The sequence below is a fragment of the Nostoc sp. PCC 7107 genome (assembly GCF_000316625.1).
Taxonomy (GTDB): domain Bacteria; phylum Cyanobacteriota; class Cyanobacteriia; order Cyanobacteriales; family Nostocaceae; genus Nostoc_B.
Window position 1 is genome coordinate 4,060,243 of sequence record NC_019676.1, and the last position, 23,742, is coordinate 4,083,984.

The 23,742-nt window shown below is 39.1% G+C and carries 11 protein-coding genes; all 11 read left to right on the top strand.

Features of this window, described 5'->3' with window-relative positions:
- Positions 1-64: 64 nt before the first annotated feature.
- The 11 genes from NOS7107_RS29865 (at position 65) to NOS7107_RS17445 (ending at position 23,662) form a co-directional block, all read left to right on the top strand.
- On the top strand, positions 65-2,878 hold the full coding sequence (locus NOS7107_RS29865) for an SDR family NAD(P)-dependent oxidoreductase (protein ID WP_367580489.1): 2,814 nt from the start codon (positions 65-67) through the stop codon (positions 2,876-2,878).
- Positions 2,871-7,400 (top strand): type I polyketide synthase, encoded by a 4,530-nt coding sequence (locus NOS7107_RS17400; protein ID WP_015114263.1) that lies wholly within the window; start codon positions 2,871-2,873, stop codon positions 7,398-7,400. The genes NOS7107_RS29865 and NOS7107_RS17400 overlap by 8 nt, the downstream gene beginning before the upstream one ends.
- Positions 7,401-7,413: 13 nt before the next feature.
- Complete coding sequence (locus tag NOS7107_RS17405) at positions 7,414-11,520, top strand: non-ribosomal peptide synthetase (protein WP_015114264.1); 4,107 nt, start codon at positions 7,414-7,416, stop codon at positions 11,518-11,520.
- Positions 11,517-12,896, top strand: a complete 1,380-nt coding sequence (locus NOS7107_RS17410) for a cytochrome P450 (RefSeq protein WP_015114265.1) — start codon at positions 11,517-11,519, stop codon at positions 12,894-12,896. Before NOS7107_RS17405 ends, NOS7107_RS17410 begins: the two co-directional genes overlap by 4 nt.
- 46 nt (positions 12,897-12,942) lie before the next feature.
- Positions 12,943-13,851 (top strand): SDR family NAD(P)-dependent oxidoreductase, encoded by a 909-nt coding sequence (locus NOS7107_RS17415; protein ID WP_015114266.1) that lies wholly within the window; start codon positions 12,943-12,945, stop codon positions 13,849-13,851.
- 158 nt (positions 13,852-14,009) lie between these two features.
- Entirely contained in the window at positions 14,010-15,020 is a 1,011-nt protein-coding gene (locus NOS7107_RS17420; RefSeq protein ID WP_015114267.1) for a sucrase ferredoxin, read from the top strand.
- 394 nt (positions 15,021-15,414) lie between these two features.
- Complete coding sequence (locus tag NOS7107_RS17425; protein WP_015114268.1) at positions 15,415-16,302, top strand: oxidoreductase; 888 nt, start codon at positions 15,415-15,417, stop codon at positions 16,300-16,302.
- A 472-nt stretch (positions 16,303-16,774) separates the two neighbouring features.
- Positions 16,775-17,776: a helix-turn-helix transcriptional regulator gene (locus NOS7107_RS17430; RefSeq protein WP_015114269.1), complete on the top strand. Its 1,002-nt coding sequence runs from the start codon at positions 16,775-16,777 to the stop codon at positions 17,774-17,776.
- Between the two features lie 109 nt (positions 17,777-17,885).
- Positions 17,886-20,576 (top strand): TonB-dependent receptor, encoded by a 2,691-nt coding sequence (locus NOS7107_RS17435; RefSeq protein WP_015114270.1) that lies wholly within the window; start codon positions 17,886-17,888, stop codon positions 20,574-20,576.
- A gap of 170 nt (positions 20,577-20,746) precedes the next feature.
- Positions 20,747-21,820, top strand: a complete 1,074-nt coding sequence (locus tag NOS7107_RS17440; RefSeq protein WP_253274451.1) for an iron-siderophore ABC transporter substrate-binding protein — start codon at positions 20,747-20,749, stop codon at positions 21,818-21,820.
- Positions 21,821-21,880: 60 nt separating this feature from the next.
- On the top strand, positions 21,881-23,662 hold the full coding sequence (locus tag NOS7107_RS17445; RefSeq protein WP_015114272.1) for an ABC transporter ATP-binding protein: 1,782 nt from the start codon (positions 21,881-21,883) through the stop codon (positions 23,660-23,662).
- Positions 23,663-23,742 lie beyond the last annotated feature (80 nt).

The window sequence follows — 23,742 nt, forward strand, 5'->3', positions numbered from 1 at the left end:
AGAAACAGAGACAGCATCACCGCAACTCCAACAAACAGCATTTACTCAAAGCGCCTTATTTGTCATTGAATATGCTTTAGCCCAGTTATTCATGTCTTGGGGGATACAACCACAAGCGATGATTGGTCACAGTATTGGGGAATATGTTGCAGCTACGATTGCGGGTGTATTTTCTTTAGAAGATGCTTTGATGATTGTGGCGAAACGGGGACAACTGATGCAACAACTAGCGCCTGGTAGTATGTTAGCGATTCCGTTGGCTGAATCAGATGTGAAGTTGCTGTTAAATGCAGATTTAGAAATCGCAGTGATTAATAGTCCATCTGCTTGTGTTGTGTCTGGGACAAAAGTGGCTATTGCGGCTTTGCAAAGTCAATTATCTTCTCAGGGGATTGAATGTCGATTGCTGCATACATCTCATGCTTTTCATTCCCAGATGATGCAGCCAATTGTTGGTGAGTTTGTCGAGTTTGTACAGCAATTCTCGTTACATCCACCAAGTATTAGTTTGATTTCTAATGTGAGTGGTGGGTGGATGGAGGATGCACAGGCGACAAGTCCCAGTTATTGGGGTGAACATTTGCGTCGAGGTGTGAGGTTTTCGGATGGGATTTCTTTGTTAATTCAGCAGTTTGAGGGTGTGTTTTTGGAGGTGGGGCCGGGACGTAGTTTAAGTGGTTTGACTACGCAGCATTTACACAGGGATGCAAAGCAGTTGGTGTTGGGTTCTTTACGTCATGTTAAAGACCAATTGAGTGATGTTGAGTTTTTGTTGCAGACTTTGGGGCGGTTGTGGTTGTTTGGTGTTGAGGTTGATTGGTCTGCTTTTGCTGTTGATGAACAGCGCCATCGTTTACCTTTACCTTCTTATCCTTTTGAACGTCTCAAGTATTGGATTGAGCCAAAAAAGCTGGAACAATCTACTTCAATTTCACTAGCTAAAAAGCCTGATATAGCTGACTGGTTTTATATTCCTTTTTGGAAGCCAGCTTTACCGCTAATCCAACCCGAACTTCCAGAATTAGTATCTATAAAAGCCTGCACTTTGGTTTTTCTTGATGAGTATGGCTTGGGTATGAAATTGGTAAAACAATTAGAAAGCCAAAACCAAGACACAGTTACGGTAAAAATTGGTAATAAATTTACTAGATCAAGTGAGTATGAATATACAATTAATCCACAAACTCATCATGATTATGATGAATTAATGCAGCAGTTAATTAGTAATAATAACTTTCCCCAAAAAATTGTTCATTTATGGAATGTTACTCCTATAGTTGAGCAGGAATTAGAAAATCTAGAGCTAGAGAAAGCCCAAGTTACAGGATTTTATAGTTTGCTATTTCTTGCCCAATCTTTGGGAAAACAAGAAACTGTAAAGGCAGTACAACTCACAGTTATTTCTAATAACATACAGTCGGTTACAGGCACTGAAGTACTTTTTCCAGAAAAAGCGACTTTACTCGGCCCAGTTAAAGTTATACCTCAAGAATATACTAATATAAATTGTCGTAGTATTGATGTTGCCCTCCCTTCTAGTGGTAGTTGGCAAGAACAAAAATTAGTAGAAAACTTAGTAGCAGAATTGACTGTTAATGATTCTGAAAAGCTAATTGCTTATCGAGGGTTAAATCGTTGGGTGCAAACTTTTGAGCCAGTGCGTTTAGATAAAACTCAGATAGCAAAGCCGCGACTGAGAGAGAAAGGAGTTTATGTCATTACAGGTGGACTCGGAGGTATTGGACTGGTTTTCGCAAGATACTTGGCTCGAACTGTACAAGCAAAACTATTGTTGATAGGACGTTCAGTTTTACCTAAAAAAGACGAGTGGGAACAATGGTTAACTACTCATGATGAGACTGATAGCATTAACCGCAAAATTCGCCAAGTTCAAGAACTCGAAAACTTAGGTGCAGAAGTGTTGGTAGTGGGTGCTGATGTCAGTAATATAAAACAAATGCAAAGTGCGATCGCCCAAGCTGAACAACAGTTTGGTGAGATTAACGGAGTCATCCATGCGGCTGGAATTACAGAAGGAAAGTCTTTTGCAGCGATCGCACAAATTAGTCACAGTAATTGTGAGGAGCAATTTCAACCAAAAGTATACGGACTTTTAGTGTTGAAGAAAGTCTTACACAACAAACAGATAGATTTTTGCTTTTTGCTTTCTTCTTTATCTTCTATTTTAGGAGGATTAGGTCATATTGCTTACTCATCTGCTAATATTTTTATGGATGCTTTTGTACAGCAATATAATCAAAGTCATCCTAGTTCTTGGAGCAGCATCAGTTGGGATGGTTGGCAACTTGATGCAGCTAAAGAACACCCAGATAGCCAGGAATTAGGAATTAACTCAGCAGAGGGAATCACAGCTTTTCAAGAAATTTTAAATATTAGTAAATTCAATCATCTTGTTGTTTCTACTGGAGACATTCAAGCTAGAATTAAACAATGGATTCAGCTAGAATCATTACAAGAAAACCCACGGCAACCTATAAATTTATCATTATATGTTCGACCTGAGTTAAAAAATAAATATGTTGCTCCTAGAAATGAAATTGAACAACAAATTGCTCACATCTGGCAAGAAATTCTAGGGATAAAAGATATAGGTCTATATGATAACTTTTTTGAATTAGGAGGAGATTCGCTCTTAATTATTCAAGTTCGCAGTAAAATCATCAAAATATTTAACAGAAATTTATCAGTTGCCGAACTATTTGAATATTCAACCATCAGTAATTTAGCTGAATATATCAGTGGAAAGAAAATAGAAGAACCAATATTTCAACAAGCTGATGAACGAGCCATCAGAAAAGAAGCGGCTATGCAGGAAAAACGACAACTAATGAAGCAAAGGAGAAAGATAGATGTCTAATCAAGAAATGGACGATTCTATTAAAGGCATAGCTGTAATTGCTCTTGTTGGTCGTTTTCCAGGAGCTAAAAATGTTGATGAATTTTGGCAAAACTTGAGCAAGGGAAAAGAGTCAATTTCTTTTTTTAGTGATGCAGAATTAAAAGCTGCCGGTGTAGATCCAGCATGGCTAAGTAATCCACAGTATGTCAAAGCTGGCGCGATTCTGTCAGATATTCAGATGTTTGATGCAGCTTTCTTTGATTTTTCGCCAAGGGAAGCTGAACTCATCGACCCGCAACATCGTATTCTTTTAGAATGTGCTTGGGAAGCATTAGAACAAGCTGGTTATGAACCTGGCGCAAGCAAAAGTTTGACTGGTGTTTATGTGGGAACCAATATGAGTAATTACTTTATGAGTAATTTGAGTTCTCACCCTGACTTGAGTAAATTAACGGATGTCATTGCGTTTGGCAATAGTCAAGACTTCGCCGCTACCAGAGTTTCATATAAATTGAACTTAAAAGGGCCAAGCATCAATATTCAGACTTCTTGCTCGACATCATTGGTTGCGGTTCACTCGGCTTGCCAAGGATTGCTAAACTACGAGTGCGATTTGGCTCTGGCTGGTGGTATTTCTATAGAATCTCTGCAAAAACAAGGTTATTTTTATCAAGAAGGAGATATAACTTCGCCTGACGGTCATTGTCGAGCCTTTGATGCTCAAGCCAAAGGCACAATTTTCGGGGATGGAATAGGTCTGGTTGTCCTCAAGAGATTAGAAGATGCTTTAGAAGAAGGTGACTATATTCATGCAATCATCAAGGGTTCAGCCATTAATAACGATGGGGCGGCTAAGGTGGGATACACTGCTCCTAGTGTTGTGGGTCAAGCGGAAGTAATTGCTGAGGCTCAAGCGATCGCAGGTGTGACTCCAGAAACCATCACTTATATTGAAGCACATGGTACAGGCACTATTTTAGGAGATCCCATTGAAATTAGCGCTTTGACCAAAGCATTTACAGCCCGCACCCAGAAAAAAGGATATTGTGCAATAGGTTCAGTCAAAACAAACATCGGACACCTCAACACAGCAGCAGGAGTCACAGGATTAATCAAAACAGTCCTAGCCCTCAAAAATCAAAAAATCCCACCCAGCCTACACTTCCAACAACCAAACCCCGAAATCGACTTCGCCAACAGCCCCTTCTACGTCAACAGCCAATTAGCAGAGTGGGAAACCAACGGTACACCACGACGCGCCGGAGTCAGTTCCTTTGGAATTGGAGGAACCAACGCCCACATCATCTTAGAACAAGCACCAGACATTCAACCTTCCAGCCCCTCCCGTCCCTGGCAAATATTACTCCTATCCGCCAAAACCAGCACCGCCCTAGAAACAGCCACCATCAACCTAGCAACACATTTACAACAACACCCAGAAATTAACCTAGCTGATGTCGCCCATACTCTCCAAGTCGGTCGCAGAGCATTTGAACATCGTCGTATGGTAGTGTGTCGTAACACAGAAGATGCAGTCAAAGCCTTAACTTCTGCTGAACCACAACGGGTATTGACTCACCATCGTCAACCAACTCACTGTCCAGTCATCTTCATGTTTTCTGGACAAGGGGCGCAATATGTAGATATGGCGAAGGAACTCTACGAACAGGAAACCATATTTCAACAACAAGTAGATAATTGCGCTGCGATTTTGCAACCATATCTGGGGATAGATATTCGTTCCCTACTATATCCCAGTAGCCAAGAAACAGAGACAGCATCACCGCAACTCCAACAAACAGCATTTACTCAAAGCGCCTTATTTGTCATTGAATATGCTTTAGCCCAGTTATTCATGTCTTGGGGGATACAACCACAAGCGATGATTGGTCACAGTATTGGGGAATATGTTGCAGCTACGATTGCGGGTGTATTTTCTTTAGAAGATGCTTTGATGATTGTGGCGAAACGGGGACAACTGATGCAACAACTAGCGCCTGGTAGTATGTTAGCGATTCCGTTGGCTGAATCAGATGTGAAGTTGCTGTTAAATGCAGATTTAGAAATCGCAGTAATTAATAGTCCATCTGCTTGTGTTGTGTCTGGGACAAAAGTGGCTATTGCGGCTTTGCAAAGTCAATTATCTTCTCAGGGGATTGAATGTCGATTGCTGCATACATCTCATGCTTTTCATTCCCAGATGATGCAGCCAATTGTTGGTGAGTTTGTCGAGTTTGTACAGCAATTCTCGTTACATCCACCAAGTATTAGTTTGATTTCTAATGTGAGTGGTGGGTGGATGGAGGATGCACAGGCGACAAGTCCCAGTTATTGGGGTGAACATTTGCGTCGAGGTGTGAGGTTTTCGGATGGGATTTCTTTGTTAATTCAGCAGTTTGAGGGTGTGTTTTTGGAGGTGGGGCCGGGACGTAGTTTAAGTGGTTTGACTACGCAGCATTTACACAGGGATGCAAAGCAGTTGGTGTTGGGTTCTTTACGTCATGTTAAAGACCAATTGAGTGATGTTGAGTTTTTGTTGCAGACTTTGGGGCGGTTGTGGTTGTTTGGTGTTGAGGTTGATTGGTCTGCTTTTGCTGTTGATGAACAGCGCCATCGTTTACCTTTACCTTCTTATCCTTTTGAACGTCTCAAGTATTGGATTGATGCTAAATCTGCATCACCTGAATTAAAGAATCACTCAGCAAAATTAGATAGTAAACAAGAGATTGCTGATTGGTTTTATATTCCTTCATGGAAACGCTCTTTGCTGGCAAAGATATCATCTGATGATCAAGAAGACTGGCTCTTTTTTGTTGATGATCTGGGAATTGGTGAACAATTAGCCAAGGTATTGATAAATCAAGGAAAAAATGTCATTAATGTTAAGCGAGGAGAGCAATTTAAGCAAATAGATAATAGTAATTATATAATCAATTTATATATTAAAGAAGACTATGATTTGTTATTAAAAGAAATCATCTCATCAGGTGGAAATATTCAAAATATTGTTTATGTTTGGAGTCTTGATTATCTCAACGAATCTAAATATTTAGAATTTAATAGTCTGCTCTTTTTAACACAGAGTATTGGTAAGCTAAAAATTAGCGATTTACAACTTTGGGTAATCTCTAACAATATCCAACAGGTAAATGGTTATGAACAACTAGAGCCAGAGAAAGCCACAATTTTAGGGTTATGTAAGGTTATTTCTCAAGAGTATTCTCATATTACTTGTCGATGCGTTGATATTGATTTAACTAACAGGCAAGGCGCAGAGAGCGCAGAGGGAAGAAACGGATATTATGAGAGTATTGCTCAATTAGCAAATGAGTTAACATCTGTATCTTCAGATTTAGTTGTTGCTTATCGTAATTCCTATCGTTGGGTACAAACTTTTGAGCCAATTCGCGTAGAAGCAATATTAGAAGAAAAGACACCATTGAGACAACAAGGTGTTTACCTGTTTCCTGGTGGTTTAGGAGATATAGAAGTTGCGATCGCTCAATATTTAGCAACAAATTTTCAAGCAAAAATCATATTTATTGAGGATGAAAATTTTCCCGAAAAGGATGATTTTTCGCAATGGTTAGAAAATCACAGTCAACAAGATGAAGTGAGTAGAAAAATTGAGAGACTGCTGGTATTAGAGCAGTTAGATCCTACAGTTTTAGTCATACGTATAGATGCAACTAATTTTTCATGGGAAAAGATTGGTGAAATTAATGGGGTGATTTATAAAACTGGTATCAAACGGGAAGATTTATTCTGCTCAATTTCCGAAATTCAAGATAGAGAATCAACAGATTTATTCAACTTTCAACATCATCATATTAGGCTATTAACACAAGTATTACAAAATCAAAATTTGGATTTTTGTGTTGTCTTTTCTTCCGTATCTCCAATTTTAGGTGGATGTGGCTTAAGTTTAGATGCAGCAGCTAGTTATTTTCTAGATACGTTTATTAACCAACACAACTGCAAGAATTCTTTGCCGTGGTATATTATAAATTGGGATAAATTTAATCAAGCTCAACAAACATCAGAATTAGCTATTAGTGCTAAAGAAGCTGTAGAAGTATTTCAACGCATATTTACTTTAGAACCAGGCACTCAGGTTGTTATTTCTCCTGTAGATATCAATACGAGAAATAATCAGATATTTAATCCCCACTTTTTCACAAATTCTAAATCTTTCAATGAATTAGATTCATCTTCGCGCTATTCCAGACCTAATCTAAGTAATGCTTATGTTGCGCCTACAAATAATTTGGAACAACAAATTACAGAGATATGGCAAGAGGTGTTAGGAATTACAGAAATTGGTATTTACGATAATTTTTATGAATTAGGAGGAGACTCCTTAATTGCAACTCAATTAGTTTCTCGATTGCGAGCAAAATTTCCTGTGGAACTACCACTGCGCGACCTTTTATTGCAAGCAATGATCCCGGCTAAACAGGCGGAAATGATTGAGGAACTGATGTTAGCAAAAATCGCAGAATTATCAGAAGAAGAAGTAGCAGTACTGTTAAATAATTAATAAATAATTAGCAATGGAACAACAATACTCTAATTTATCATCGGCAAAGAAAGCCCTGCTGGAAAAATGGAAGGGAGGAAAATTTCAAGCTGATACTATTCCCAAGCGTCAAATATTAGAGAACATTCCCTTATCTTTCTCGCAACAAAGACTATGGTTTATTGACCAACTTTACCACGGGAGTTCTTTCTATAATATTCCCATTGCTTGGCATATCAAAGGGCAATTAAATATCACAGCGCTGCAACAAAGTCTGAATGAAATTCTCAAACGTCATGAAGTGTGGCGGACAAATTTTCAGATTGTCAATGGCGAACCATCTCAGAAGATTACAGCCCAATCAACTTGGGATTTAGAGATTATTAATCTGGAACATTTATCTGGAAAAAATTGGGAAGCAGATGTTCAGAAATTTGTAGCAGAGTTAGCTAAAAAACCTTTTAATTTAGCTCAAGGACTTTTAGTCAGAGCAACTTTACTGCGTTTGAGTGAAGCAGAACAAATTTTGCTTGTCACTATGCACCACATTATTACAGATGGCTGGTCTTGTGATGTCTTTTTGCGGGAGTTATCAACCCTGTATGCTGCTTTCTCAACAAATCAGCCTTCTCCCTTAGCGGAACTTCCCATCCAGTATGCAGATTTTGCCATTTGGCAACGCGATCGCATTCAAGGTAAATTTTTAGAAACCCAATTAAATTATTGGGAGCAACAACTCCAGGGTGAGCTACCAATACTCCAATTACCTACAGACCGTCCACGACCTAGTGTGACATCTTTTACTGGTGCCAAGCAATACTTTCAATTCTCCAAATCTCTCACAGACGCATTAAAACAATTAAGTCAGCAAGCAGACGCTACTTTATTTATGAGTTTGCTGGCAGGATTCAACATATTATTATATTGCTACACCGACCAAGAAGACATCTTAATTGGTTCTCCTATTGCTAATCGCAATCGAGCCGAATTAGAAGGAATGTTGGGTTTATTTGTCAATACTTTAATCTTACGTAATAACCTGAGTGGAAATCCTAGCTTCCGTGAATTTCTTTATCGTGTACGTGAGATAACTCTTGATGCTTATGCACATCAAGATTTGCCTTTTGAGATGCTGGTAGAAAAATTGCACCCCGAACGTGACTTAAGCCGCAATCCACTTTATGAAGTCATGTTTGTGCTGCAAAATACACCTACAAATGTGCAAGAAATCTCTGGTATAACTTTGCAGACTTTAGAGTTTGATAGTGGTACAGCACAACTAGATATTTTCCTCTCGATGTCTGAATCTCCAGAGGGATTAACAGGTTGTTTGGAATACAATACAGATATTTTTAACTCCACCACGATTACCCAATTTATCAACAATTTCCAAACTTTGTTGACAAATATCGTCACCAATCCAGAGCAGCATTTGAGTGAGTTATCCTTACTAACTGCTTCTGAGCAAAAACAACTATTATTTAAATTTAATCAAACTCGTGCTGATTATCCCCAAAATATAACTTTACATCAATTATTTGAGCAACAAGTTGAATTAACACCTAACTGTTTAGCATTAATTAGCCAATCTGAAGAATTAACCTATCGTCAACTTAACCACAGAGTTAATCAGCTTGCACATTATTTACAAAAACAGGGAGTCACAAACAAAACCCTAGTTGCTCTATGTCTGGAACGTTCCATAGACATGGTAGTAGGAATATTAGCTATTCTCAAAGCTGGTGGTGCATATATTCCCCTAGATCCGAGTTATCCTGTTGAGCGTCTGAATTTTATGCTCTGGGACTCTCAAGCATCCTTGTTACTTACCAAGCAAGAGATATTAGAACAACTATCCTTATCGACGGATAAAATTGTTTGCTTGGATATCCATCAAGACGAAATTGCTCAACAAAATCTCGAAAATCCTATTCACACTACAAAAGCCGATCATCTCGCTTATATTATCTACACTTCTGGCTCAACTGGAACTCCTAAAGGCGTGCTTGGTTCTCATCGCGGTACAGTCAATGGCTTAAACTGGTTATGGAAAACTTATCCTTTTACTCCAGAAGAAGTTTGTTGTCAAAAGACAGCTATTAGTTTTGTCGATTCTGTCTGGGAGATTTTTGCTCCTTTACTCCAAGGAATTCCCACAGTAATTATTAGTAATAATACTGTACAAGACCCGCAGTTATTTATAGGAGCTTTGGCAGATCACAAAGTAACTCGGATTATCCTTGTACCTTCATTACTGCGGTTGATGTTAGATAATTACAGTTATCTGATGAAGAAATTATCGCATTTAAAAATTTGGATAACTAGCGGAGAAGCAGTATCTGTGAAGTTAGCACAAACCTTCCGAGAATTGATGCTATCTGCAAAACTAATTAACCTTTATGGCTCATCGGAAGTTTCTGCTAATGCCACTTATTATGATACCAGTTTATTGTCGGGAACAGCAAATATTGTCCCCATCGGTCGTCCAATTGATAACACTCAGATATACATCTTAAATCGCCATTTACAAATAACACCTATCGGGGTTTTTGGTGAACTTTATATTAGTGGTGATGGGTTAGCACAAGGTTATTTAAATCGGATGGAATTAACTCAAGAAAGATTTATTAATCATCCCTGGATTCCGGGAAACAAGCTTTACAAGACTGGAGATATTGTCCGTTATCTTCCCGATGGAAATATAGAGTATTTTGGTCGCCAGGATGAACAAGTAAAAGTTCGCGGCTTTCGAGTGGAATTAAGCGAAATTGCAGCTGTGATTGTCCAACATCCAGATGTGGAAGAAGCTGTGGTAGTTGCTCACAATAATGCTCAAGAAAATCTCCGGTTAATTGCCTATGTTGTGACAAACAAACAGGATATAGCTACACAATTACTGCCAGTTTTACAGCAGAAATTGCCTAATTATATGTTACCTTCTGCTTTCGTTGTCATCGATAAGCTTCCTTTAACACCGAATGGCAAGGTAGACAAGCGCTCTCTCCCAACTAATGAAATTATTCAAGCTAATACGAATCAATCTTATGTTGCGCCGCGAAATTTTACAGAATTATCATTAGTAAAACTTTGGGAAAACCTGCTGAATGTTAACCCAATTGGGGTGACAGATAACTTCTTTAACTTGGGTGGACACTCGTTTTTAGCTGTCCGCTTAATGGCTCAAATTCACGACAGATTTGAACATGGTCTCCCTCTATCGACTCTGTTTGAAAACCCGACAATTGAAAAACTAGCAACTATTGTCAGTCAGCCATCCCGTCAGAGTTCTCATACTCCTTTAGTAGCAATTAACTCCTCTGGTTCCAAGATACCTTTTTTCTGTATTCATGGTGCTGGAGGAGGAATTAGTCACTACTTTAACTTATCTAGAAGACTTGGTGAAGATTATCAATTTTACGCTTTGGAAGATAGTTTAGAACAAGACAAATCAGAAATTATTTCAGTAGAAGCAACAGCAATTCGTTATCTTCAAGAAATTCAGAAAGTCCAACCACATGGCCCTTATCTTTTAGGTGGTCATTGTTATGGCGGTGTGCTGGCTTTTGAAATAGCGCAACAATTACACAAGCAAGGTGAAAAAGTCAGTTTATTAGCGATTATCGATGCCATAATTTCCGAAACACCCATTGAATCTACAGATGATGATGATGCAAAATTTTTACTCCGCATCGCTGAATCGATAAAAACTGATAATAATATAGACTTTTCTGTACCTTTTGCCGAACTGCGAAATTTACCGTTAAAAGAGCAACTACATTTAATTAATCAAAAAGCTAACTTTTTGTTTAGCGATACAGAAATTAACGATTTTATGCGCCATTATCAACTGTTTAAAGCGCATGTCCAAGCAATGCGAAATTATGTACCAGAGGTTTATGCTAACCAGATAACTTTACTTCGGGCAAATGCAGCAATATTGCATGATTTTGAAAACTCAGAGTGGAATACAGACGACCCATTATTAGGGTGGGGAAAATTTGCTGATCAACCTATACAAATGATTGAAATCCCCGGCGATCATTTTTCAATTTTTATCGAACCTTATATTCAGGAGTTAGCGAGAAATATGAGAGTGTGTATTGATAATGCTTTAAATAATGAAAGTAAAAAAGACCAATGAAACTACCACCTGGCCCCAAAATACCAGCTTGGTTGTTAGCTCTACAATTTGAGGCTAACCCCTTTACTTATATGGATGCTAATTACCAACGTTATGGTGACATCGTAACTATAATGTTTGGTTCTACGCCGATGATTTATGTGAGTAATCCTTTAGGTATCAAGCAAATTTTTACTAATACTAAAGAAATTACTGCATCTGGGACATTGAACGAAGATTTTGCTTTCTTCACAGGAGAGCGAGGAATTCTGCAACTTGATGGTTTCGTTCACAAAAATCGCCGTAAGGTTTTAATGCAGGCTTTTCATGGAACGCGAATGCAAGCCTGTGGAAGACGTATCTGCGAACTTACGCAAAAAATTATCGAGCGACAGACGATTGGTAAACCCTTTGTCGCTTACTCAATCGCCGAAGAAATTACGCTGTCTATCGGGATAGAAGTTGTCCTGGGATTACAGGAAGGTAAACGCTATGAAAAAGTCAAACATTTATTTTTTTCGATGTTCAAATCCGAGCAATCAAAACTTTTTCAACTGCTGACCAAACTACCTTTAGGAACACTTAATTTAGGTCGATGGAGTCCTCAAGGCTATCTGCTTCACCTCCGACAAGAGATTTTTCAATTTCTTGATACTGAAGTTCAAGAGAGGCGATCGCCCTCAGATGCTTCACGCACCGATATGTTGAGCGATCTGATATTTGCTACTGATGAAACAGGCGAATTATTAAGTAATGCAGAAGTCCGCGATTTGTTACTGTCGCCGCTTTTTGCAGCTAGTGATGCTTCCGCTACTGCAATTACTTGGGCATTATATTGGATTCATCGTTCACCGAGAGTGCGCGATCGCCTACTATCAGAAATCGATAGCCTGGGGGAAAACCCAGACCCCATGAACATTATCGCTCTACCTTACCTCAGCGCCGTTTGTTACGAAGTTTTGCGAATTTACCCAACTCAGTTGTTTGCATTTCCCAGATTGGTCGAGTCTCCCGTAGAAGTGATGGGCTATGAGTTGCCTTCTGGTACAATACTAATTGCTAATATTTATTCCACACATCAGCGCGAAGATTTATATCCCCAACCCAAAAAATTTCAACCAGAGCGCTTTTTAGAAAAACAATTTTCACCCTACGAATTTCTGCCTTTTGGTGGTGGTTCTCGTGTTTGTATTGGGGGAACTTTCGCCTTATTTACAATGAAACTCGTATTAGCAACCATCCTGAAAAATTATCAATTGACTTTGGTGAGCCAACGACCAGAACGTCCTAAATATGGTGGTCTGCTTGCTTATCCTGCTAATGGTGTGCAGATGGTGATGCAGAGCAAACGCCATCTGCAAAAACAATCACAGCCACTTACTTCTGGCTCATTTTAGCCAGAATATGAAATTTTTTATAAATTCAACTACCGAGGAATTAGTGATGACAAAAAGTACAAAAGGTGCAGTATTAATAACAGGAACTTCGGCAGGTATTGGTCGAGCTACCGCACTTTTACTAGACAAACAAGGATATCAAGTTTTTGCTGGGGTTCGTACAGAAAAAGATGCTGAATCTCTAAAACAAGAAGCATCTGGTATGCTCACTCCCATAATCTTAGATATTACAAATCAAGCACAAATTAAAGCCGCATCTGAATTTGTGGCATTAGCAGTTGGTGAGCAAGGACTACTCGGATTAGTCAACAATCCATGTGGTATAGCTTATGGCCCTTTAGAGTGTGTTCCCATAGAGGATGTCAGATTGAATTTTGAAGTAGGTATTATTGGGCATATTGCTGTCACACAGGCATTTTTACCAATGCTGCGAAAAGCTAAAGGCCGCATTATCAACATCAGTGCTAGTTGTGGGAAAATAGCCCTGCCATACTTTGGACTTTTATCTGCTTCTAAATTTGCCCTAGAGTCATTTACTGATTCTTTACGCATAGAATTATGTTCTTCTGGGATTGAAGTTACCTCTATTTTGTCTGGTGCATTTAAGACAGATATTTATAAAAAAGTTAAGGAAAGCTATGAAAGAACTTTTGCTAATATGTCCCCAGAAACCAAAGCTTTATATGATAAATATTGTAGAATGGATCTACAAGAAATTGAACATGGAAACCGTAACGGTGAACCATGCGAAATCTTTGCAGATTTCATCTTAAAAGTTTTAGAAGCTCGTAAACTAAAAAGACAATATTTTATCTCAAGTTCTATTTTGGGAATGTTGGAAGATCAGCTTTTTTATCTAGCGAAAAGATTGCTACCACACCAATACTTTTATGACAAGATTCTTTTTGGACAGCTAATAAAGACTATGAAATTTGATGTTGGATTAAAAAATTAAATTATTCCCAAGTATTTTGGAAATATAAATGTTTGCTTGTTGTCCATTCCCAATTTCATTTTTCCACAGATTCAGATACATTACAAATAAGCGGAACTGAACCTTATTCATCATCCAAAATGACATAACTCGTCTGCAAAGTGAATTATTAATTAAATATGCAAACTCAACCGAGTAATATACTTTCCGTCGCTGAATGTCGTTTTTGCTCCTTAGTATCTAAAGCTAACAAAGAAGACCCAATTGGGACAGCAGAGACTTGTAACTATTGGCTGATTATAGAAATTCCCCAGCCTTGGCCCCAAGACCTTTATGAGGAACATCCAAAAATCAAGCCATTATTAGGCTTGTTTTATGAGGTCTTTGAGCAACATGAGATTAAGCTTCGGCCGATGGTAATTGCTCCTGACCGCGAGTACTCCCAACCTGGCTTTACCCGCATACTGTATTACTGTCGTCCGGCCAAACTATTTTCTCAATTTGAAAAGCAGGAGTTTGTTGTTCCAGATGAGGAAGTAATTGCGTTAATAACAGCAATACTCCAACAATTGATGCAACAGCCCCATGATTTATCAAACTTTCAGCAATATGAGCAACAAACTAGTCATATTCGTGAACTCATGGTTTGTACTCATGCTCAAGTAGACCTTGCCTGTGGCAGATTTGGTAATCCGCTATATCGACGATTACGCAAAGAATATGCTCCTGTCTCCAACGGTAAATTAAGAGTATGGCAAACTACTCACTTTGGTGGTCATCAATTCGCTCCTACCTTAGCTGACTTACCCCAAGGGTGTTTTTGGGGACATGTAGAAGCGGAAGCCCTTGATTTACTAGTCAATAGAAATGATTCTCCTTTTGGGTTGCGTCAATTCTACCGAGGATGGTCAGGTTTAAGTAAATATGAGCAAATTGTCGAACGGGAAATTTGGATGCAATTGGGTTGGAATTGGCTGGACTATTTGAAAGCTGGACAAGTGCTGGTAGAAGATGCTGATTGGGCAGAAGTACGTATTAATTATGTGTCTCCAGATAGTAGTTTATCTGGTGCTTATCAAGCCAGAGTCGAAGTTTGTGGTCAGGTTATAAGTGCCTTGAGTTCGGCAACAGAAATGCAACTAACAGCAGTGAAGCAGTATCGTGTTAGCTATTTAATTCAGGTTGATTAAATTATCGAAGTGAAAAAAATGACTGAGTAACAACAAAATCATCCTCTTATTTTCTAAAAATTTTTCTGTCAAAGTTAGATATTTTGCAATACTATTTACAGTTATTTTATTTATGTTAATTATCTTTGAATTAACCGTGGAAAAATCAAGAATTTTAAATAGTCAAGGAGGTAATCATTTGAGCGTCAATCAGTCTAGTAGTTCACAATATTAATTTTGATAGGCAAATCCAACCTTAAATTTATTTTCTTTTCGTCTTTACTTTGCCTCTTTGTGATTTGTTGTTTTAGCCATCAAATTTAGTATTGTTGAGTACTAGAAAGGTTTTGCATTTTGGCAAAATTTGCTATCTAGCAAGTTAATACTTACATCTGTTTATAAATGGAGAATTATCATGGTATCCTCATCTATTTCTCAAACACGAGTCTGGTTGATTACTGGTTGTTCTAGTGGTCTTGGTAGAGCATTAGCCGAAACAGTTCTTGAGCAAGGTGAAACTGTAGTTATAACAGCACGAAATCCACAGCACATAGAAGATTTAGCAGCAAAGTTTCCGAGTCAGACTTTAGCAGTACAACTTGATGTTACAAAACCCGATCAAGTCCAAGAAGCTGTAAAACAAGCAATTGCCAAGTTTGGACGCATTGATGTACTTGTCAACAATGCTGGATGCGAGATTGCAGGAGTCATTGAAGAAATTAGCGATGAAGCTGTTCGTCGGATGTTTGAAACCAACTTTTTTGGAGTATTAGAAATGCTCCGGGCAGTAGTACCATATATGCGACAGCAACGTAGTGGACACATCTTTAATATTTCATCAATTGCTTGCTTTGCAGCTAGTCCTGGTGGGGGAATTTATGGCAGTACTAAACTAGCACTAGAAGGAATTTCTGGTTCTTTAGCTAACGAAGTTGCACCGTTCGGCGTTAAAGTGACAATTGTTGAACCTAACGGGCTGCGTACAGACTTTTTTACACGTTCTTTTGCCTTAACTGAAACTCAAATTGAAGACTATCAACCATTGATTGAGGGCATACGTCAGAGTGTGCAAGAACTGATTGATGGAGGGTTAATAGGTGATCCGAAGAAAGCTTCTCAAGCAATTATTCAAGTAGCTGATAGCGATCATCCACCAATGAGATTGGCATTGGGAGCAGATACAGTAGAAGCGATTAAAGAGGCATTGGAGTTTATGAGAGCAGACGTAGATGCTTGGAAGGAAGTATCTATGAGTACTGATTTTGATGCGGTTGTAGTGAATAAACTCCAAGCTGTCAGTTAAGTTAAACTGCAACATATCTGCTTGATTACTGAGTAAGTACCCACATCGAAGTTCGGCTGTCTTGACCACAAGGCGTTGTTTATGAATAAAGAAAATGGTAAATTTTACTTATTCATGCAACAACGCCCAATTAAATTAATAATTATCTTAGTCGTAATGTATGGTAATAATAAAATCAGTTAGTTCAATACAGGATATAGTCTAAAAATTTACTTTATAATTTTAGCGATCGCCTATATTTATCATGACTCATCAAGAAAATGGATAAAGTTGAGCTAAGAGGTTGTTTGAAAAGTTTTGAAGAGTCAAATATTATGCTATTCGCCTCACCATAATACAGATCATGGCAAGGTGCATATACGTCTCTGATGTTGTGGGTAACAGTTCGTAGTCTCTGATTAACTGTCAGCACCCCATCAATCAACCGAAAGTTAAATTTATTGATAAAAACTGGCATTTAGCTCAATCTAGCATGACACTCATCCTCAGCCAATCAGACTTTGACGAACTGTGCCAACAGGCTCCTAAACCCCAGGTTCAGAATCTCGTACTGGATAGCTTTGAGAGGCTTGAGGGTGTGCCGGAAATTTTGGGAAGGGGCTACAATCGCAGCATGAAACTATCGCCTGGGGTGTGGTTAGATTTCTTGGATTGCGAATATCACCAGGACTTGATGGTGAAAACACCAGCTCACGACCATCGGATACAGATTTCGATTTTTCTATCAGGCTTGCTTTACTTTGATAATGTTCACCCTAATATCGGTGGTACCCATAGCTACTTTTCAGGTAGTGGAATTTCGCCTGGCTACATTGAAAAGTGTTGCGCTGGAGAGCGTTTAACTTGCGTGAATGTAGAGATTGAGCCAGAATTGCTAAACTCGTTTTTGCTTGAGGATGGGCAATACAGTCCTGATATTCAAAATTTGCTGTTTAAAGGGGAAGACTGGAAAATATCATTTTATCCCACAGTAAAACCGGCAATGCGATCGCTTGCTCAACAAATTTGGAATACACCCTATCGCGGTTCAGCAAGGCGGATGTATCTTCAGGCGAAGGTATTTGAGTTAGTAGCAATGCACTTGGATTGGATCTCAACAGAGCAAAAGCCAATTCATGATACACCAGGGCTGAAACCTGAAACAATTGCCCGTATCCACTACGCTCAAGAAATTTTGACCACACAACTGGAGCATCCGCCATCGCTTTCGGAATTAGCGCAGCAAGTAGGAGTTAGCGTTCGTACTCTCCACAGAGGTTTTTCTGCAATCTTTAACACAACTGTAGTAGGTTATTTGACACAGCAACGGTTACAAAAAGCAGAAATGTTATTACGTCAAGGCGATCGTCAAGTGTCAGAAGTGGCAAATCTGGTAGGCTATGGACACTTGGGTAACTTTGCAGCAGCCTTTAAGCGCCAGTATGGCATCACGCCCAGTCAGTGTTTGGCAGGTAAAAAGGCAGTTTTTGGATAGTAAATGGCATTTTTTAGATAGACACGCCGTAGTCAACTTTTCTAAACTACACCTTATAGCTATCAAAAATAATTAGCAACAAAAGCTTTAATTGCTGTGTGAGAAACTTATGAAGCGTTGGTGTTTATCTGCTAGTGTCCATCTATCATTTTTAATCAGTCTTTCGGGATGTTTGAGTGTGATTGCGGTTTCATCGGTATGGGCTGGAGAAAAACCTGAGCAGCAAGATGTGGAGAGGAGACAAATTACATCTGCAAAGACACAACAAGAAACAGGTTCTAGAATTCCCCAAATTAATGAAATAGAGAGTTCCCGCACTGACACTAGAATGTTAGTGCAGTCGCCAGCACCAACTAATGCCCCTGAGCAGCAGGGTCTCATTGAAGTCACACAAGTGCAAGCTATTCCCTCTCGCACAGGAGTGGAAATAATATTACAAACTACTCAAGGGGAAAAACTGCAAGTTACCAATCGTAGTGCTGAAAATAACTTTATTGCAGATATTCCCAATGCCCAACTGCGTTTACCCAGTGGTGATGCGTTCACATTCCGTTCGGAAAATCCGATTGAGGGAATTAGTGAGATCACGGTGACAAACCTTGATGCCAATACGATTCGGGTAAGCATAGCAGGTAAAACAGGATTACCAACTGTTGAGTTATTTGACGGTGATGAAGGTTTGATTTTGGCGTTGACACCTGCGGCAATTGCTACACAACCTCAACCAGAACAGCCAACAAGTGAAACACCACCAACCCAAGAACAACCAGCAGCACAGCAGGATGAACCAATTGAATTGGTAGTAACAGGAGAACGAGATGAATATCGAGTACCAGAAGCCTCTGTGGGAACTAGAACCGATACACCACTACGGGATATTCCCCAATCGATTCAGGTTGTTCCCCGACAAATCTTGCGAGAGCAACGAGCCACTCGCTTAGGTGATGCCTTGAGAAATGTGACTGGTGTGAACTCTACACGAGGCTCTGGCGATAGAGCAGATTCTTTTACAATTCGAGGTTTCGAGATTTTTACTGGTAACGTCCTCAATAACGGACTGCCAGATCGTACCCTGACGGAAACCAGAGATTTATACAATGTAGAAAGGGTAGAAGTTCTCAAAGGCCCAGCTTCAGTACTATACGGTTTAGGCAACCCAGGTGGCACAGTCAACATTGTCACCAAACAACCCCAGGCGACCCCTTTTTATGAGGTAGAAGCCACAGTTGGAAGTTATTCATTATATAGAGGTGCTATCGACTTCACTGGGCCTTTGAATGATCAGAAGACGTTACTGTATCGTCTCAATTTGGCATATCAAAATGCTGGAAGTTACATTGATTTTATTAATAATCGCTCATTCTTTATCGCCCCAGCCATTAGTGCAGCACTCAGCAAAAATACAACTTTGACTTTTGAGGGTGAATATTCCAATAGAACAATTGATTCTCGATCAGTTGTGGTTTTACCAGCTGTAGGTACGGTATTACCTGGGCCAGATGGTCGTCGGATTCCTCGCAATCGCACAGTGTATGAACCAGAAGGTGATACTCAAATCGAAACCACAAGGCTAGGGTATCGGTTAGAGCATCGATTTAGCCCAAATTGGTCATTGCGAAATGATTTTCGTGTCACTTTTGAGCGTAATTTTGATAACAATCAATCGTTTTTTCTTGGTCTTGACGCTGATGGTCGCACTGCAAATCGTAGTACTTATAATTCAGAGAGCGATTCTAATATCTATAACCTGACAACAGATATATCGGGACGCTTTTCTACTGGCTCAATTGAACATCAGTTATTATTCGGTGTAAATATGAGCCGATTTGATAACTTTAATAATTTCGGCATCGATCTAGCACTACTAAGTCCACTGGATATCTATAATCCCGCTTATCGTCAGCCAATTGTCGGTCGAATTGATGCTGTATATGAAGATGGTTCTCGTTTAACAGATACCCTGGGCATCTATATTCAAGATCAGATTAAATTTGCTGAAAACTTCAAGCTTTTACTAGGTGGTAGATTTGATTTATTCACACAAACAAATCGTAATTCTTTAAGCAATACAACGGATATTCAAGCAGGTGACGCATTTACACCGCGTGTCGGAATTGTCTATCAACCGATTCCCCCGATTTCACTGTACGCCAGTTATAGCGAATCTTTTAACCCCACGGACGGTAGAGCAGCGGATGGTAGTCTATTTCAACCAGAACGAGGTACTCAGTATGAAGTTGGGATCAAGACAGAGTTGAATGAGCGAATTTCCACGACTCTTTCTCTTTACAACTTGACACGTTCCAACCTGTTGACTCCAGATCCCAATGATGCACGTTTTTCTATTCAAACTGGTGAACAACGTAGTCAAGGAATAGAATTTGATATCACTGGAGAAGTTTTACCAGGATGGAAGATTTTTGCTGGTTATGCTTACACAGATGCCGAAATTCTTGAAGATAATACTTATACATCTGGTAATCGTTTAACTAATGTCCCTGAACACAGTTTTAATATCTGGACAACTTACGAAATTTCTTCAGGAGATTTAAGAGGACTGGGGTTTGGCTTAGGATTATTTTATATTGGCGATCGCGTCGGAGATTTAGACAATTCATTTGATGTGCCTAGTTATTTACGCACCGATGCCAGCATTTTTTACCGCCGAGATAGGCTCCGTGTTGCGTTGAATGTGAAAAACTTGTTTGATACAGATTATTTTGTTTCTGTTACCAATAGAGATTTTGCACTGCGAGGTGATCCTTTAACCTTATCAGGTACAGTTTCCTGGGAGTTTTAAATATATTCAACTTTTGACATGTTAATGTTTTTTGTGAATCAATAAAACCCGGCTTTCCTGTATGGAATAGTAACTTGCCTGAACACAGCATTGTTCTTTTGGACAACCTGCTAAACATGAGTTAAAGAATAACACTGCCAGCAATGAGCGAAAGAACTATGAGTACAATTATGCTATTATTAATAGTTGTTAAAGGTGTTTGCCTTTTAACTTTTGCTCGGTTTGTTTGGGTTGTCAAGACAGTTTTCTCTAGCTTGTGTAGCTTGTGGAAACATCAGAAGATGTTGCATAAGCGCAAATTTTTACGATTCTTGCTGACAATAGTTGTGGTTTTAGCGATCGCTGCTTGTAACCACAACATACCCCAGTCAGAAAAAAGCCAAATAGAAACAAAAACCGTTAATAATACTTTAGGTGAAGTTGAAGTTCCCCTGAAACCGCAGCGAGTAATTGTATTAGAAGAAAATATAATTCTCGATTCTGTACTGGCTTTGGGTATAAAGCCTGTCGGTGTTGCGTATTGTCGGGAATGTGAGGAAAAATTTCGAGGTATACCCAGCGATTTACTTGCTGAAGTTCCTGTGGTGGGAAATATTGGTAGTCAACCTTCCCTAGAAAAAATCCTCAGCTTAAAACCAGATTTAATTTTGGGATTAACATGGCTCAAGAGTTCTTATAAAATCCTTTCCAGCATCGCACCTACTGTACTAATCGATTTTCCCACCATGTACAATTTCAAAGACAGATTAAGATATGTAGCCCAGGTATTAGGAAAGAGCGATCGCGCCGAAGAACTCCTGACTCAGTATCAAAATCGTATCCAAAAATTACGACAGCAATTAGGGAAAAAATTAGAAACAAAAACGATATCTGTAATTCATCTGGCAGGTTCGGCAGATATTTTCTATAGCTACAGAGCAGATTTTATTACTTATGGGCAAATTTTGAGTGACGTTGGGTTGCCACTAATTCAGAAAAATCAAAAACAACTTGATTTAACATTAAGTATTGAAGTTTTACCAGAATACGATGCAGATATTTTATTTATTATGACAGAACACTTGAGTAAAGATTTTAAATCAGCAAATCCTGATTCTTTATCTTTCCTACAAAAGCCTATTTGGTCAAAACTGAAAGCTGTTAAAAATAAACAGGTATACAAGGTAAATTGGAGCGTTGGGGGGGCGATGGGAGCTAATAGAATAATTGATGACCTCTACAAATATCTTGTAAATATTCCTTAAATTAATGCAGCAATACACATAATTCATGATTAATTATTTACTGTAAATTAGGCATTTACCATGACCCCTTTACCAGTAACTAAACAGCATCCTCTCCTACGTTTATTACACTACGCTAAAAACTACCGTCCTCAAGTATGGGTGGCGACAACATTTACTATTCTCAATACTATCTTTGACCTTGCACCATCCTATTTAATTGGGATAGCAGTAGATATTGTTGTAGAACAAGAAAATTCCATCATTGCTCAAATTGGCATTACCAATACTATTGGACAGCTGGCAGTTCTATCATTATTAACATTATTAATTTGGACTTTAGAATCACTATCTGAATTTATCTATGATCGCCGATGGCGTAACCTTGCCCAAACTATGCAGCATGAGTTACGTCTTGATGCCTATAGCCATTTACAAGAACTAGAATTAAGCTACTTTGAAGAACATTCCACAGGGAACCTTTTATCAATATTAAATGACGATATCAACCAATTAGAAAGATTTTTAGATTCTGGCGCAGTAGAAATTCTGCAATTTATCACTACAGTTTTATTCGTAGGTGGCTCATTTATTATCATTGCCCCTAATGTAGCTCCTTTAGCCATCCTACCCACACCCTTTATTTTCTGGGGTTCATTAGCATTCCAAAAACGACTTGCACCCCGTTATGCAGATGTACGAGACAAAGCCGGATTGATCAATAGTCGTTTAGCAAATAATCTCTCAGGTATTGCCACTATTAAAAGTTTCACCGCCGAAACCTATGAAAGAGAACGTGTCTTATTTGAAAGTGAAGCCTATCTTCGTAGTAATCGTCATGCCATTACCCTTTCTGCTGCTTTTTTCCCCGCGATTCGCTTTGTAGTAGTCACAGGGTTCACCGCTACCCTATTTTTTGGTGGTGTTGCAGTGGCAAATAATCAGTTAACTGTGGGAACTTACGGCTTTATGGTGTTTATTGTGCAGCAATTACTGTGGCCTTTTGCAACATTAAGTTCCCTCATGGATCAGTATCAGCGGGCAATGGCTTCGATTAAACGAGTCATGGAGTTATTAGATACAACCATTGCTATTCCTACAGGAAACCGTCTTTTACCATTAGAAACAGTACGTGGCGAAGTGCAACTGAAAAATATTACCTTTGCATACAACGATCGCACCAATGTATTAAAAAACCTATCATTGCACATTCCCAGCGGCGCAAATATTGGTATTGTCGGTGCAACTGGTTCTGGTAAAAGTACCCTAGTTAAACTACTACTACGCTTTTACGAAATCCAAAGCGGACAAATCCTGGTTGATGGTATCGATATTCGGGAGTTACAACTAGGCGAACTGCGGCGCTGTATTGCTTGGGTGAGTCAGGATGTGTTTTTATTTCACGGTACGGTAGCAGAAAATATTACTTATGGTAGCTTTGATGCAAGTTATGAAGAAATCATCCATGCGGCCAAACTAGCTCAGGCACATGAATTCATCCTCCAACTACCCCAAGGATACGATACTATTGTTGGCGAACGCGGTCAGAAGCTTTCGGGCGGACAAAGACAAAGAATTGCGATCGCTCGTGCCATTATTAAAGATCCACCTATTTTGATTTTGGATGAGGCGACTTCCGCGGTGGATAATGAAACGGAAGCCGCAATTCAGAAGTCCTTGGCGATGATTACCCAAAATCGGACGACGATCGCGATCGCTCACCGTCTTTCCACAATTCGCCACAGTCATTGCATATATGTGATGGATGACGGTCAAATCGTTGAGCAGGGTAAGCACGAGGACTTACTCGCACTTAATGGAATTTATACTAGTTTATGGTACGTACAATCTGGGATTAATTAATACTTTTTCATAACTATTTTTGATAATAACAAGTTTGTCTGACACAAGTTTTATCAGCAGTTTTAACAGCAATAAAAAAT

Coding starts and splice junctions, on each gene's coding strand:
- NOS7107_RS17415 (WP_015114266.1), top strand. CDS start 12,943: ATGACAAAAAGTACAAAAGGTGCAGTATTAATAACAGGAACTTCGGCA.
- NOS7107_RS17435 (WP_015114270.1), top strand. CDS start 17,886: ATGAAGCGTTGGTGTTTATCTGCTAGTGTCCATCTATCATTTTTAATC.
- NOS7107_RS17400 (WP_015114263.1), top strand. CDS start 2,871: ATGTCTAATCAAGAAATGGACGATTCTATTAAAGGCATAGCTGTAATT.
- NOS7107_RS17410 (WP_015114265.1), top strand. CDS start 11,517: ATGAAACTACCACCTGGCCCCAAAATACCAGCTTGGTTGTTAGCTCTA.
- NOS7107_RS17405 (WP_015114264.1), top strand. CDS start 7,414: ATGGAACAACAATACTCTAATTTATCATCGGCAAAGAAAGCCCTGCTG.
- NOS7107_RS17425 (WP_015114268.1), top strand. CDS start 15,415: ATGGTATCCTCATCTATTTCTCAAACACGAGTCTGGTTGATTACTGGT.
- NOS7107_RS17420 (WP_015114267.1), top strand. CDS start 14,010: ATGCAAACTCAACCGAGTAATATACTTTCCGTCGCTGAATGTCGTTTT.
- NOS7107_RS17440 (WP_253274451.1), top strand. CDS start 20,747: ATGCTATTATTAATAGTTGTTAAAGGTGTTTGCCTTTTAACTTTTGCT.
- NOS7107_RS17430 (WP_015114269.1), top strand. CDS start 16,775: ATGACACTCATCCTCAGCCAATCAGACTTTGACGAACTGTGCCAACAG.
- NOS7107_RS17445 (WP_015114272.1), top strand. CDS start 21,881: ATGACCCCTTTACCAGTAACTAAACAGCATCCTCTCCTACGTTTATTA.